Annotated in this window: 11 protein-coding genes; 7 read left to right on the top strand and 4 right to left on the bottom strand. The window is 54.8% G+C overall.

Annotation, left to right across the window (positions count from 1 at the left end; translation table 11 throughout):
- Positions 1–20: 20 nt before the first annotated feature.
- Complete coding sequence (xseA, locus tag NQ230_RS06205; RefSeq protein WP_257260447.1) at positions 21–1,394, bottom strand: exodeoxyribonuclease VII large subunit; 1,374 nt, start codon at positions 1,392–1,394, stop codon at positions 21–23.
- A gap of 159 nt (positions 1,395–1,553) precedes the next feature.
- On the opposite strand from xseA, the gene guaB reads away from it, so the two are divergent.
- Positions 1,554–3,020: an IMP dehydrogenase gene (gene guaB / locus NQ230_RS06210; protein WP_023333022.1), complete on the top strand. Its 1,467-nt coding sequence runs from the start codon at positions 1,554–1,556 to the stop codon at positions 3,018–3,020.
- Positions 3,021–3,087: 67 nt separating this feature from the next.
- On the top strand, positions 3,088–4,665 hold the full coding sequence (guaA, locus tag NQ230_RS06215) for a glutamine-hydrolyzing GMP synthase (RefSeq protein ID WP_257260450.1): 1,578 nt from the start codon (positions 3,088–3,090) through the stop codon (positions 4,663–4,665).
- A gap of 629 nt (positions 4,666–5,294) precedes the next feature.
- Here guaA and NQ230_RS06220 read toward each other — a convergent pair.
- Both NQ230_RS06220 and NQ230_RS06225 read right to left on the bottom strand, forming a co-directional pair.
- Positions 5,295–5,921, bottom strand: a complete 627-nt coding sequence (locus NQ230_RS06220; protein WP_257260451.1) for a transglycosylase domain-containing protein — start codon at positions 5,919–5,921, stop codon at positions 5,295–5,297.
- Between the two features lie 8 nt (positions 5,922–5,929).
- On the bottom strand, positions 5,930–6,463 hold the full coding sequence (locus tag NQ230_RS06225) for a hypothetical protein (protein ID WP_257260452.1): 534 nt from the start codon (positions 6,461–6,463) through the stop codon (positions 5,930–5,932).
- Between the two features lie 476 nt (positions 6,464–6,939).
- Here NQ230_RS06225 and NQ230_RS06230 point away from each other — a divergent pair, with 476 nt between their 5' ends.
- The 3 genes from NQ230_RS06230 to NQ230_RS06240 all read left to right on the top strand — a co-directional run bounded on the left by NQ230_RS06230 (position 6,940) and on the right by NQ230_RS06240 (position 9,095).
- Complete coding sequence (locus tag NQ230_RS06230) at positions 6,940–7,302, top strand: YcgJ family protein (protein ID WP_306671193.1); 363 nt, start codon at positions 6,940–6,942, stop codon at positions 7,300–7,302.
- Between the two features lie 216 nt (positions 7,303–7,518).
- Complete coding sequence (locus tag NQ230_RS06235; protein WP_159514683.1) at positions 7,519–8,715, top strand: NAD(P)/FAD-dependent oxidoreductase; 1,197 nt, start codon at positions 7,519–7,521, stop codon at positions 8,713–8,715.
- The gene (locus NQ230_RS06240; RefSeq protein ID WP_257260453.1) at positions 8,715–9,095 is read left to right on the top strand and encodes a DUF1641 domain-containing protein; all 381 of its coding nucleotides are present in this window, start codon (positions 8,715–8,717) and stop codon (positions 9,093–9,095) included. The genes NQ230_RS06235 and NQ230_RS06240 overlap by 1 nt, the downstream gene beginning before the upstream one ends.
- 72 nt (positions 9,096–9,167) lie before the next feature.
- On the opposite strand, the gene NQ230_RS06245 is transcribed toward NQ230_RS06240, so the two are convergent.
- Positions 9,168–10,001 (bottom strand): MurR/RpiR family transcriptional regulator, encoded by an 834-nt coding sequence (locus NQ230_RS06245; protein ID WP_023338648.1) that lies wholly within the window; start codon positions 9,999–10,001, stop codon positions 9,168–9,170.
- A gap of 292 nt (positions 10,002–10,293) precedes the next feature.
- Here NQ230_RS06245 and NQ230_RS06250 point away from each other — a divergent pair, with 292 nt between their 5' ends.
- Complete coding sequence (locus NQ230_RS06250) at positions 10,294–11,799, top strand: CoA-acylating methylmalonate-semialdehyde dehydrogenase (protein WP_257260456.1); 1,506 nt, start codon at positions 10,294–10,296, stop codon at positions 11,797–11,799.
- A gap of 11 nt (positions 11,800–11,810) precedes the next feature.
- Complete coding sequence (gene iolD, locus NQ230_RS06255; RefSeq protein WP_257260457.1) at positions 11,811–13,736, top strand: 3D-(3,5/4)-trihydroxycyclohexane-1,2-dione acylhydrolase (decyclizing); 1,926 nt, start codon at positions 11,811–11,813, stop codon at positions 13,734–13,736.
- Positions 13,737–14,002 lie beyond the last annotated feature (266 nt).

Here is a 14,002-nt window from a genome sequence, read left to right on the forward strand (position 1 = left end):
AGTAAGTAACCGGCGAAGAATTATCCGGTTTTACGCTGACGCGTCTTTTTCGCCGGTTTAATTGATTTCACTTCGCTTTCTACCCAGCCGTCTGAAAGACGCGTCGTCAGCACATCGCCGGTATTTACCTGTTTGGTCTGCTTCAGCACTTTGCCGTCCGTCGCCGTCGTCACGCTATAGCCGCGCGCCAGCGTGGAGAGGGGGCTGACCGCTTCAAGATGGGTCACCGCATTGCCGAAGCGTTCGCGGGTGGTGCTCAGGCGCGCGCGGACAGTCTCCGCAAGACGATACTCCAGCTGCTGAATACGCGTTTGCGCGCGATAAATTTTCGGCTGCGGGTTCTGCTGGTTCAGGCGCTGGGTTACGCGCTGCTGGCGCGATACCGCGCGCTTAAGCTGCGCGTCCACCGCAACGTTCATGCGCTGGCGCAGGCGCTCCAGCACGGTCTGCTGACGCGCCAGACGCAGCTGCGGGTGCTGCTGCTGAAGTCGATGATGAAGCTGGGTAAAGCGGCGGGTACGGTTGGCAAGGAAGTAGTCCATCGCCATCTCAAGACGCTGCTGACCGTTCTGAATCTGACGCAGCAGCTCCAGCTGGTTGCGGCTGACAACTTCCGCCGCCGCTGACGGCGTAGGCGCGCGCAGATCCGCCACAAAATCGGCTATCGTTACGTCCGTTTCGTGGCCGACGGCGCTCACCACGGGGATAAGGCTGGCAAAAATTGCCCGCGCCACGCGCTCGTCGTTAAAGCTCCATAAATCTTCCAGCGAGCCGCCGCCGCGCCCGACGATGAGCACGTCGCACTCCTGACGGGCGTTCGCCAGCTCAATGGCGCGAACTATCTGGCCCGGCGCATCGTCACCCTGAACGGCGGTCGGGTAGATGATGACGGGCAGGGAAGGGTCGCGACGCTTCAGTACGTGCAAAATATCGTGCAGTGCCGCACCGGTTTTCGAGGTGATAACCCCAACGCAGTGGGCAGGGGAGGGCAGTGGTTTTTTATACTGCTGGTCGAACAGCCCCTCGGCAGAGAGCCTGACTTTTAACTGTTCATACTTCTGCTGCAGCAGGCCTTCGCCCGCAGGCTGCATGCTCTCGACGATGATTTGATAATCGCCGCGCGGCTCATACAGGGTGATATTGGCGCGAACCAAAACCTGCTGGCCATGCTGAGGGCGGAACGTGACGCGGCGGTTGCTGTTGCGGAACATCGCGCAGCGCACCTGGGCGGTGTCGTCTTTTAAGGTAAAGTACCAGTGTCCGGAGGACGGCTGCGTGAAGTTAGAGATCTCACCGCTGATCCAGACCTGCCCCATTTCCTGCTCAAGCAGCAAACGCACCGTCTGATTAAGGCGGCTGACAGTATAAATTGAGGGGGATTGAGAGGATAACATGTGAGCGGGATCAAATTCTAAATCAGCAAGTTATTCAGTCGATAGTAACCTGCTGAGAGGTGAGCGCAAGCATTTTTTTTAAAAAAGTGTGGATGCAATCGGTTACGCTCTGTATAATGCCACGGCAATATTTAACCACCCAGGTCAGAGATATTGCCCATGCTACGTATCGCTAAAGAAGCACTGACGTTTGACGACGTCCTCCTCGTTCCCGCTCACTCCACCGTTCTGCCGAATACTGCCGATCTCAGCACGCAGTTGACGAAAACCATTCGCCTGAACATTCCTATGCTCTCTGCGGCAATGGACACCGTGACTGAAGCGCGCCTGGCTATCGCCCTGGCACAGGAAGGTGGCATTGGCTTTATTCACAAAAACATGTCTATCGAACGTCAGGCGGAAGAAGTTCGCCGCGTGAAGAAACATGAATCCGGCATCGTGTCTGACCCACAGACCGTTCTGCCAACCACTACCCTGCACGAAGTGAAGGCCCTGACCGAACGTAACGGCTTCGCCGGTTACCCGGTTGTGACCGAAGAGAACGAGCTGGTCGGTATCATCACCGGTCGTGACGTGCGTTTCGTGACTGACCTGAACCAGCCTGTCAGCGTGTACATGACGCCAAAAGAGCGTCTGGTTACCGTTCGCGAAGGTGAAACCCGCGACGTGGTGCTGGCAAAAATGCACGAAAAACGCGTTGAAAAAGCGCTGGTTGTTGACAGCAGCTTCCACCTGCGCGGCATGATCACCGTTAAAGATTTCCAGAAAGCAGAACGTAAACCTAACGCCTGTAAAGACGAGCATGGCCGTCTGCGCGTTGGCGCTGCGGTTGGCGCAGGTGCCGGTAACGAAGAGCGCGTTGACGCGCTGGTTGCTGCGGGCGTTGACGTCCTGCTGATTGACTCCTCTCACGGCCACTCCGAAGGCGTTCTGCAGCGTATTCGTGATACCCGTGCCAAATACCCTGACCTGCAGATCATCGGCGGTAACGTGGCCACTGGCGCAGGCGCTCGCGCGCTGGCTGACGCTGGCTGCAGCGCGGTGAAAGTGGGTATCGGCCCTGGCTCTATCTGTACCACGCGTATCGTGACCGGCGTGGGCGTTCCACAGATTACCGCCGTGTCTGACGCGGTTGAAGCGCTGGAAGGCACCGGTATTCCGGTTATCGCTGACGGCGGTATCCGCTTCTCTGGCGACATCGCTAAAGCGATCGCCGCGGGCGCAGCTGCCGTGATGGTAGGCTCCATGCTGGCCGGTACCGAAGAATCCCCGGGTGAAATCGAACTCTACCAGGGGCGTTCTTACAAATCCTACCGCGGTATGGGCTCCCTGGGCGCGATGTCCAAAGGTTCCTCTGACCGTTACTTCCAGACCGATAACGCCGCTGACAAACTGGTACCGGAAGGTATCGAAGGTCGCGTTGCCTATAAAGGCCGTCTGAAGGAGATCATTCACCAGCAGATGGGCGGCCTGCGCTCCTGTATGGGTCTGACCGGCTGTGGTACCATTGACCTGCTGCGTACTAAAGCGGAATTCGTACGCATCAGCGGTGCGGGTATCCAGGAGAGCCACGTTCACGACGTGACGATCACCAAAGAGTCCCCGAACTATCGTCTGGGCTCCTGATAAGTTTCCGCGCCCGGCTTCTGCCGGGCGCTCTGTTTTTGTTTCACTTGCCTCGGAATTAGCGTCAATGACGGAAAATATTCATAAACATCGCATTCTCATCCTGGACTTCGGTTCTCAGTACACTCAGCTGGTGGCGCGTCGCGTACGTGAACTGGGCGTTTACTGTGAGCTGTGGGCGTGGGATGTCACGGAAGCACAGATTCGCGAATTCAATCCAAGCGGCATCATCCTGTCCGGCGGCCCGGAAAGCACCACCGAAGAGAACAGCCCTCGTGCGCCGCAGTACGTGTTCGAAGCTGGCGTGCCGGTATTCGGCGTTTGCTACGGTATGCAGACCATGGCAATGCAGCTGGGCGGCCACGTAGAAGGCTCCAACGAGCGCGAGTTTGGCTACGCACAAGTAGAAGTTGTGACCGACAGCGCGCTGGTGCGCGGTATCGAAGACTCCCTGACCGCAGACGGCAAACCGCTGCTGGACGTGTGGATGAGCCACGGCGACAAAGTTACCGCCATCCCGTCTGACTTCGTGACCGTTGCCAGCACCGAAAGCTGCCCGTTTGCCATCATGGCGAACGAAGAAAAACGCTTCTACGGCGTGCAGTTCCACCCGGAAGTGACCCACACCCGTCAGGGTATGCGCATGCTGGAGCGCTTCGTGCGTGACATCTGCCAGTGTGAAGCTCTGTGGACTCCGGCAAAAATCATCTACGACGCCGTTGAGCGTATCCGCCAGCAGGTTGGCAATGACAAAGTGATCCTCGGCCTCTCCGGCGGCGTGGACTCCTCCGTGACCGCGATGCTGCTGCACCGCGCCATCGGCAAAAACCTGACCTGCGTGTTCGTGGACAACGGTCTGCTGCGTCTCAACGAAGCCCAGCAGGTTATGGACATGTTCGGCGACCACTTCGGTCTGAACATTGTTCACGTGGAAGGCGAGCAGCGCTTCCTGGACGCGCTGAAAGGCGAGAACGATCCGGAAGCGAAACGTAAGATCATCGGTCGCGTGTTCGTGGAAGTGTTCGACGAAGAAGCGCTGAAGCTGGAAGACGTGAAGTGGCTGGCGCAGGGCACCATCTACCCTGACGTGATCGAGTCTGCGGCCTCCGCAACCGGTAAAGCACACGTCATCAAATCTCACCACAACGTGGGCGGCCTGCCGAAAGAGATGAAAATGGGCCTGGTTGAACCGCTGCGCGAACTGTTCAAAGACGAAGTGCGCAAGATCGGTCTGGAACTGGGTCTGCCGTACGACATGCTCTACCGTCACCCGTTCCCGGGTCCGGGTCTGGGCGTGCGCGTGCTGGGCGAAGTGAAGAAAGAGTACTGCGACCTGCTGCGTCGCGCGGACGCTATCTTCATCGAAGAGCTGCACAAAGCTGACCTGTACAACAAAGTGAGCCAGGCGTTCACCGTGTTCCTGCCGGTTCGCTCCGTCGGCGTCATGGGCGATGGCCGTAAGTACGACTGGGTTGTCTCCCTGCGTGCGGTTGAAACCATCGACTTCATGACCGCGCACTGGGCGCACCTGCCGTATGACTTCTTAGGCCGCGTGTCTAACCGCATCATCAACGAAGTGAACGGTATTTCCCGCGTGGTGTATGACATCAGCGGTAAGCCACCTGCTACGATTGAGTGGGAATGATTTTACGTCTGGTAACAGCCTGTACGTAAAAGCAGTAAAACACCTCTAAGCCCTCTTAATTGAGGGCTTTTTTACTTCATTTAGGTGCGTTTGACTATATGTGATAATACGAGGCATGGTTTGAACATGGTATGTTTGAGGGGGTATGATTTATAATTAATGCAATGAATTACATCTGATACTTTGCTGCTCCAGCTCTAACCTAAAGATACTATTTACAATGTTAATGGCTGTGATTGTCTATAAGATAGCTGTCATTACCGCGGCCTAACGACTCGATTAATCGCGGACAAGAAATGTCGTTATGGTGTTGGGAAAGCGTGCGAGCATCTTGATGAAGCAAATGGTTGCTGATGGAAAGTCCCCGGCCAAAGAAATGGCCGATGCTAAGATGAGAGCGAAAGGTGCATAAATACTAATTTAGGCGTAGCCAGGTTCTGCTAAGAGGGAAGTTGCGCCAATGCTTACATTTTCACTTAGAGAGTCAGTTTCAGCCCATCAAAGAGTTAATGTGATCTGCTTTGCGTTAAAATAGCACTCTCTAAGTGCGGGTTTTTTAATATAAGACAAAAGACAGTTCTGCCAATTTTTGTATCAGAAATATTAGGCAAAAATGAGCCATAAGGGGTTTAGATTACATCAGTATGCCTTTTTTCTAAAAAAATGACCTGTTTCTTTAACATATCGTCAATATATTCTTTTCTTCTCTTTATTTTTTTACTACTACACGGATCTTCATTTTTTCTAGTCGGGTATTTTAATCTGGCTATTAGTTCACTTGGATCTTTTTTGTCTGACACGGATAATTTGGAAAAACCAACTTTAGTATGTCCAAAATAAGCACAATGCAAATATGCTTTACCTATGTGTTTTTTATTTTGTACTGCTTTGCTTAATAGTATGGCAATTACTTGTTCTCTAATTTTTCGACGAAGCGTTTTCTCGTATCTACCGGTTAATGTCCTGACTAGTTGTTGTTCTACTGTGCTTCCTCCTTGAGTTATTCTTTTTGTCAGTCGCAGATAAATACATCTAATGATAGCGATTGGATCTATACCATAGTGTATGGGATTTCTGTGATCTTCTGCTGTGATTAATACATGGTAATAATAGTCATCTATCATAGAGAATGATTTTTTCTCTTTTTTTATATAATCAACACATTTAACTAAATCTTTAATAATGCTTTTATTCTTGGATAAAAAAAAGCACGCAATTAGGTGAGGGATGGTAAGTAGTGTCAGAAACAATTTCATTTTTTATCTTAAAACTTTTCATTTTGAAATACAGCGGTGCCTGTGGAGTCGGCGGCTGTCGTTGTAAAAACACCGCTGGTTTTTAGCTTGGCTCTATTTAAAGAAATTACGAGTGATGACGGCCTTTGGGCACCATTAGCATCACCTTTTAAAGATATATGTATATTCATTTTGTTTCTTCCTAGGTAATACCGCTCTATTGTTAACACAACATCACCTGTGTTCCTGTCTTTGCCTGTATATGGTCTCATATAACCGTTTGGTTCTATGTCATATATTTTTTCTATTTTTCCAATTGCTTTTGTCGCTGACTCGTTAATTAATGTAAGAACAAAGAATGAAGATAATCCTTTATAGCTGTTCATTGCTGTCTGTTCTGTTTTTATTTTCAAATAAAAAACACCAGAAAATGATGGCGGTTTTTTTAATTTGTCTTTAATTAAGAAAACGATAATGGCACTAATGAAAAATACCAAAAGTCCTGCAACTAAACTGCCTAGATTGTTTGATGAAAAAGCAAAACATTTGATTGATTCGAACATAAAACACCTCCTACTAAATTGCCTTTATCAAAAATTGATGTCAATGTTTGCAAGTTATTTAATGAACAGGAATGTTATTCCATTATAAATATTGTTTCAACAAGATTCGTACTCAAAGATGTCTTGCCGTCTTGGACGTTATGTTTCAGTGTGTACATGCAACGGTTTAAAGATTACGCGGTCTTCTTATTTACTAAATGTAAACTTCCGAGTCCCACTCACTCCTGATCTAACCCCCACAAGCCCACTCCCTTTAGAGCATAGTAGTTCAGGTCTCTAAAATCGCATGACTCACCTGGATAGGGCCCTTACAATTGCCTCCGAGCCGAACTTTCGACAACTGTTAGGTCACCAAAAAGCTAAACGGGGCATTTCGTGTTGAAACTCAGAACCATCCAGGATATTACACCCCTTATGAATGGTTCCACCGCGCCCCGTGCAAAGCCGACACTCATTAACCAACGGAGATTATCATCTTGAACAAGTCAATTCTCGCATGCTCTATGGCCGCGCTGTTGGCCGTGTCCGCCATGTCCGCCCAGGCCAGAACCCCCGCCAGGCTCAAGTCGCCAGTATCGGGCGTGCTCTGCGACCGATATGTATGCGCCAATGACAAGGGATTATCCCGCGATTTGACAGAGACGTATCTCGGTAAGAAGGCTGCTGCAAACGAGGTGTTCACGTCGAGCAATGTCGATCTGACCGAATTCACCTTTGCCAACGGTATTTTCTGCGATGTTAAGGAACGACTGTGCCGTGAAGATCGCTATTATGGCGCGAACGGACAGCGCTCCGGGGCTGTATCTAAAAAGTACACAAAGCTGCTCTTTGGCGAATAATGGTGATAAAAAGCGACCACAGGAAGAGACTACTTATAGGGATATAAATTATATTTTGTAGCGTACATTATAAATGATGATGTAATTGTCAAAATTAAATTTCTCGTTAAAAGTTGTATTGCGGAATATTACTCTGTTACTACCCTTTAGCTGAGCGTAACAGTGAAGCGGTCTGGTTACGTGAATTCCCATTCACTACCATGAGCGAATAAAGGAATGAAAAACCGCATAATGATTGTCGGCGGCGGCACGGGAGGAACCATTGTTGCCAACCTGCTGGCCAGAAAATTACGACGTGAAATTGCTGCCGGTCAGGTAGAGCTGGTACTGATTTCCGAATCACCGGTGCATTACTACAAACCCGCGTTTATGTATGTCGCGTTTAACCTCTTCCATCATCATGAGCTGGCCCGGCCTGAACGGCAATTACTGAGTCCGGAAATTCGATTTATTACCGATAAGATTGAGTCGTTCGATTTTAAACAGCGTCGACTGTACGGTGCCAGTAAGCAACATTACGACTGGGATCTGCTGGTTATCGCAACCGGCTGCACGCCTTTCCCGCAAAAGATCCCCGGCCTTGCCGAAGCGGGCGATCATTTTTATCAATACGCGGCGGCAAGACAATTAGCGCATAAGCTCTCCACCATTAAAAAGGGGCGAATATTTATTACCGTCTCTTTCCCGGAAACGCCGAATGTTCCCCATCAGTGCGGCATCGCCCCCATTGAAACCACGCTTATGGTTGACGACTATCTTCGCCAGCGCGGCGTACGTAATCAGGTTGAGATTGTTTATACCTATCCGACAGTCGCGCAGCTGCTGCGAAACTGCCTGTTCCTGCAGCGTCCGGTTGGGGAGGCGCTGGGCGATATTTTTGCTGCCAAAGGAATACAGCACCAGCGCGGCTTTACCTTAAGCCATGTCGATCCTGACAGCAAAATTGCCTATTCCGCCGAGGGCGACTCGCAGAACTTCGACATCCTGATGGCAACGCCTCCCATCAGGGCGGTCGAAGCGGTGCGTAATACGGGACTCAGTGAGGTTCAGAACGGTGAAGGCTGGCTGCCGACGGATCACCAAACGCTGGGCGTCTACGGCCTGGAAGGGGTGTATGTGATCGGCGATACCGTTGATCTCCCGATCAGTAAAGCCGGGGGATCGTGCCACAACCAGGCGCCGATCGTTGCCGATAACATTGTGGCGGAGCTGTACGGCAGACCGCCCGGAAGCGGTAACCATTACGATGGACGGGTTCAGGCCGTTGCGCAGATGGGGCTCTGGGCCGGTATGCCGTTGGTGTATGACTATCGCAATGACGTGACGCCCATGCCTGCGACGAAACTCGGCGGCATGCTGCGAAACGGTTTTAACCGTGGTCTCTATTGGGGTGTCGTGAGGGGGATGTTCTGATGAGTGAACAGGAACAGTTATTAAAAAGCCTCGCCCCGCTGATGGCAGGCAATCGCCTGAATAATCTGGTTGATCTGCTGGCCTTAGCAGCAGACATGCTGGAAATGACCGATACCGCGATGGTCGAAAAGCTGGCTGGCGTGTTTGAAGATGTGGTCACCGTCGGTTGGGAAGGGGGAACCGCGCTACGCATGGCCTGGGGAGAGCAAATTAACCGGGAAGGAGATATTTCGCTTCGGCAGGTGTTTGCCATGCTCAACGATCCTGATACCCGCCGCGGCATCATGCTTTTATTGCGCGTGTTACAGATTACGGGGCAACGTCTGAATTCCCTCGCTTCCGTCAGTTATTCTGATTGCCCCGAGATAAGGAGCCGTTAATGTCTGGCTGATGCTCTTCAGGCGGCCGGGTATCGGCTATACCTTACCCGGCCCACCAAACGGCATTAGGGGCTATTTCTCCCCGCCACCCAACCGATACGCCAGCGCCACCACCAGCGACTGCACCAGGCACAGCGTCGCCGACTGAGACCGGAACGCATCCACCTGCGCCTCTTTCACCACAAAGCAGAGATCGCTGAACGTCGCCAGGGGGCTTATCTGGCTGTCCGTAATCACGATCTGCCGCGCGCCGACGCTGGCAGCGGTTTCGCTGACCATCACCGTCTCTTCCGCGTACGGCGAGAAGCTGATCGACACCACGATGTCGCGTGCCTTAATACGGCTGATCTGCTCGCGCAGCATGCCGCCCATGCCGTCGAGCAGGATAGGGCGACACTCCAGATGGCTCAGGGCGTAGGTCAGATACGCGGCGACGCTAAAGGAGCGGCGCAGTCCGGCGATGTAGATGGTGTCGGCGTCGGCCAATAGCTGTACCGCACGCTCCAGCATCTCCGGTTCGGCACGGGCGGCCAGCTGCTGTAGCGCCTGCGCGTTCGAGCGGGCGAACTCCTGCAGGATATCGAGCGGCGTTTCCGGCACGGCCTCGCTCTCCATTTCGCGGAACAGCCGGGCGCGGTCGCTGTAGCTGGCGGTCTCCTCCACCAGGTTCATGCGAAACAGCTGTTTCATTTCGTTGAAGCCGGTAAAGTCAAAGGCGTTGGCAAAGCGGATCAGCGTCGAGGGCGGCACGTCGGCGCGCTCGGCAATAACGGCAACCGTATCAAAGGCCACGCTGTTGGTGTTATCCAGCACGTAGCGGGAGACCTGCTGCAGCCTCTTGCTCAGGCTATCGTAGCGATCGCGGATTTGCTGCTGCAGTTCGTTCAGGCTGGTTGCTGTCGTCATCTTATCCCCCAAATACAGTCTTATGATTCTAAACGCAAAACCGCGTCTTTTAAATGTCGGCCATCCATCTGGCAGCAAAAATGAAACAGAAACTTCAGTCATTTCCTCGCCCGAAATTCCTTAATAGCGCACGCTACGTCAGTGGTGCTGGCTGTTAACATAAAAATCCATCCGTGATCACAATAATCATCATTTATTTTATTTCAACTTAAAATGGAATATTTGTTTCATATATAGTGTTCAGTACACAGTGTTCAGGTCACAGTCACGTATCAACAGCGAGAGGTTAAGGATGGAGACGGTAGCGAATTTTATTCACGGCGAATGTGTCACCGGTTCAGGCCAGCGCGTTCAGGCGATCTTCAACCCGGCCACCGGCGAGCAGATCCGCCAGGTGGTGATGAGTTCGGCGCAGGAAACCGAACAGGCGATTGCCGCCGCGCAGCAGGCGTTTCCGGCCTGGGCGCGCCATGCTCCGCTGAAGCGCGCGCGCGTGATGTTCCGCTTCAAGGCGCTGCTGGAAGAGAACATGGATCGCCTGGCCCGCATCATCAGCGAAGAGCACGGCAAGGTCTTCTCCGACGCGGTGGGCGAGCTGACCCGCGGCCTGGAAGTGGTGGAGTTTGCCTGCGGCATCCCGCATCTGCAAAAGGGCGAACACTCGGCGAACGTCGGAACCGGCGTCGACAGCCACTCGCTGATGCAGCCGCTCGGGGTCTGCGCCGGGATCACGCCGTTTAACTTCCCGGCGATGGTGCCGATGTGGATGTTCCCGATTGCGCTGGCGACCGGCAACACCTTCGTGCTAAAGCCGTCGGAAAAAGATCCTTCTCTGGCGCTCGCGCTGGCGCAGCTGCTGAAAGAGGCCGGCCTGCCGGACGGCGTGTTCAACGTGGTGCAGGGCGATAAAGAGTCCGTTGACGTGCTCCTGACCGACCCGCGCGTGCAGGCGGTGAGCTTTGTCGGCTCCACGCCGATTGCGGAATACATTTACCAGACCGCGTCCGCCCACGGTAAGCGCTGTCAGGCGCTGGGTGGCGCGAAAAACCACTGCATTTTAATGCCGGACGCCGACATGGAGATGGCGACCAACGCCATCATGGGCGCGGCCTACGGCGCGGCGGGAGAACGCTGTATGGCGCTCTCGGTGGTGCTGGCGGTGGGGGATAAAACCGCCGATGACCTCTGCGCCCGGCTGGAAAAACAGATTGCCGCGCTGCGCGTCGGGCCTGGCCTGGACCAGTCGCCGGAAAACGAAATGGGGCCGCTCATCTCCTCCGCGCACCGCAGCAAGGTGCTGGGCTATATCGACAGCGGGGAAGCGCAGGGGGCGAAACTGCGCGTGGACGGTCGCGGCTTCAGCGTGAAGGGGCACGAGCAGGGCTACTTCGTCGGGCCGACGCTGTTCGATAACGTCACCCCGGAGATGACCATCTATAAAGAAGAAATTTTCGGCCCGGTGCTTTCTGTGGTGCGCGTAGCAGATTACAGCAGCGCGGTGGATCTGATTAACCGCCATGAATATGGTAATGGCTCGGCGATCTTCACCCGCGACGGCGGCTGCGCGCGCCGCTTCTGCGAAGAGGTGCAGGCGGGCATGGTGGGGGTCAACGTGCCGATCCCGGTGCCGATGGCGTTTCACAGCTTCGGCGGCTGGAAGCGTTCCATCTTTGGCGCGCTCAACGTTCACGGCAGCGACGGCGTGCGCTTCTACACCCGAATGAAAACCATCACCGCGCGCTGGCCGGAAATGCAGCAGGAGACAGGCGCTGCGTTCTCCATGCCGACGCTGGGCTGACAGGAGGTTTTATGCAAACCGAACGTATGACCATGGCCCAGGCGCTGGTCCGGTTCCTCAATCAACAGTACGTCAGCGTGGACGGTAACGAAACGCCCTTCGTGGAGGGCGTGGCCACCATCTTTGGGCACGGCAACGTGCTGGGTATCGGCCAGGCTCTGGAGCAGGACCCGGGCCATCTGCAGGTGATGCAGGGCTGCAACGAGCAGGGCATTGCCCATATGGCGACGGGATTCGCCAAACAGCACCGCCGCCAGCGCATTTTTGCCGTCACCTCCTCCGTCGGGCCGGGCGCCGCCAATATGGTGACCGCGGCGGCCACCGCCACGGCAAACCGCATCCCGCTGCTGCTGCTGCCGGGCGATATCTACGCCAGCCGCCAGCCGGACCCGGTGCTGCAGCAGATCGAGCAGTATCACGATCTCAGCATCAGCACCAACGACTGCTTCCGTCCGGTCTCCCGCTACTGGGACCGCATTAACCGCCCCGAGCAGCTGATGAGCGCCATGCTAAGCGCGATGCGAACGCTTACTGACCCCGCCAATACCGGCGCGGTGACCATTTGCCTGCCGCAGGACGTGCAGGGGGAGGCCTGGGATTACCCGCTGAGCTTCTTCGCGCGTCGCGTGCACCATATTGAGCGCCGTCCACCTGACCCGCAGCGTCTGGCGCAGGCGCGGGCGCTGATCTCCCGCAAGCGTCGTCCGCTGGTGGTGTGCGGCGGCGGCGTGCGCTATTCCGGCGCGCATGAGGCGTTTCGCGAATTTGTCGAGACGCTGCGGCTGCCGTTTGCCGAAACCCAGGCCGGAAAGGGGGCGCTGGTAAGTGACCACCCACTTAATCTCGGTGGCGTAGGGGTAACGGGCGGAATGGCCGCCAACCGGCTCGCGCCACAGGCCGACCTGGTGATTGGCATCGGCACGCGCCTGACCGATTTTACCACCGGCTCCAAGGCGCTCTTTTCCCACCCGGACGTCGAATTCCTGCTGCTGAACGTGGCCGAGTTTGACGCCCTGAAGCTGGACGCGACCGCGCTGATCGCCGATGCTCAAACCGGGCTGCAGGCCTTAACCCACGCGCTCGGGGATTATCGCAGCGGCTGGGGAGAGGCGATAGCTGAGGCGAAGTCCGCCTGGCGCGACGAGTGCCGCCGCCTGTGGGATCGCCAGTGGCGTCCTGACGACGCGCCCGAAGTGGCGGGGCACCTGGACGCGCAGCTGGCGGAATACGGCGAGACGCTCAACACCCGCCTGACCCAGACGCGGGTGCTGGGGCTGATCAACCAGCATATTGAAGATAACGCCGTTGTGGTGGGCGCGGCCGGTTCGCTGCCGGGCGATTTACAGCGTCTCTGGCAGGTCAAAACGCCGGACAGCTATCACCTGGAGTACGGCTACTCCTGCATGGGCTACGAGATAGCGGCGGCCCTCGGCGCGAAGCTCGCCAGACCCGAACTGCCGGTGTACGCCATGGTGGGGGATGGCTCCTACATGATGCTGCACTCCGAGCTGCAAACCGCCGTTCAGGAGGGCATTAAGATCGCCGTTCTGCTGTTTGATAACGCCAGCTTCGGCTGCATTAACAACCTGCAGATGGGGCACGGCATGGGCAGCTTTGGCACGGAAAACCGTCGGCGCAACCCGGAAACCGGGCGGCTTGACGGGCCGCTGGTGAAGGTCGACTTTGCGCAAAACGCGGAAAGCTACGGCTGCCGCGCGTGGCGGGTGAACGATGAGCAAAGCCTGCTGGCGGCGCTTGAGGCATCACGGGCGCATCCGGGCCCGACGCTACTGGACATCAAGGTGCTGCCGAAAACCATGACCCACGACTACGCCTCCTGGTGGCGAACCGGTGACGCGCAGGTGGCAGAGTCTTCTGCCGTGCGCGAAGCCGCAGAGCACACTCAGGCGCAGGTGAAAAAAGCCCGTCAGTATTGAGTTTTCTCTTCGTAACGAAATTTTCATTTCATTTTCCCCTCACCCTAACCCTCTCCCCAAAGGGGAGAGGGGATGGTGTGGTGCGCACTTTTCTCCCTCTCCCCATTGGGGAGAGGGCCGGGGTGAGGGGAGTTGCCGCACGTCCTTCCATGTTGTGAGATTGATAACAAAATTTATCTCATTCATCTCAAAAGTGTTAACCCACACTCAAAAACATAATTTTCACTATTTATAAAAATGAAATAAATGTTTTATTTATAGGGTCG

The organism is Enterobacter asburiae, from assembly GCF_024599655.1.
Lineage (GTDB): Bacteria > Pseudomonadota > Gammaproteobacteria > Enterobacterales > Enterobacteriaceae > Enterobacter > Enterobacter asburiae_D.

What these genes read in the sequence shown, in the direction of transcription:
- xseA (WP_257260447.1), bottom strand. Translation starts at nt 1,394, where the DNA reads ATGTTATCCTCTCAATCCCCCTCAATTTATACTGTCAGCCGCCTTAAT.
- guaB (WP_023333022.1), top strand. Translation starts at nt 1,554, where the DNA reads ATGCTACGTATCGCTAAAGAAGCACTGACGTTTGACGACGTCCTCCTC.
- guaA (WP_257260450.1), top strand. Translation starts at nt 3,088, where the DNA reads ATGACGGAAAATATTCATAAACATCGCATTCTCATCCTGGACTTCGGT.
- NQ230_RS06220 (WP_257260451.1), bottom strand. Translation starts at nt 5,921, where the DNA reads ATGAAATTGTTTCTGACACTACTTACCATCCCTCACCTAATTGCGTGC.
- NQ230_RS06225 (WP_257260452.1), bottom strand. Translation starts at nt 6,463, where the DNA reads ATGTTCGAATCAATCAAATGTTTTGCTTTTTCATCAAACAATCTAGGC.
- NQ230_RS06235 (WP_159514683.1), top strand. Translation starts at nt 7,519, where the DNA reads ATGAAAAACCGCATAATGATTGTCGGCGGCGGCACGGGAGGAACCATT.
- NQ230_RS06240 (WP_257260453.1), top strand. Translation starts at nt 8,715, where the DNA reads ATGAGTGAACAGGAACAGTTATTAAAAAGCCTCGCCCCGCTGATGGCA.
- NQ230_RS06245 (WP_023338648.1), bottom strand. Translation starts at nt 10,001, where the DNA reads ATGACGACAGCAACCAGCCTGAACGAACTGCAGCAGCAAATCCGCGAT.
- NQ230_RS06250 (WP_257260456.1), top strand. Translation starts at nt 10,294, where the DNA reads ATGGAGACGGTAGCGAATTTTATTCACGGCGAATGTGTCACCGGTTCA.
- iolD (WP_257260457.1), top strand. Translation starts at nt 11,811, where the DNA reads ATGCAAACCGAACGTATGACCATGGCCCAGGCGCTGGTCCGGTTCCTC.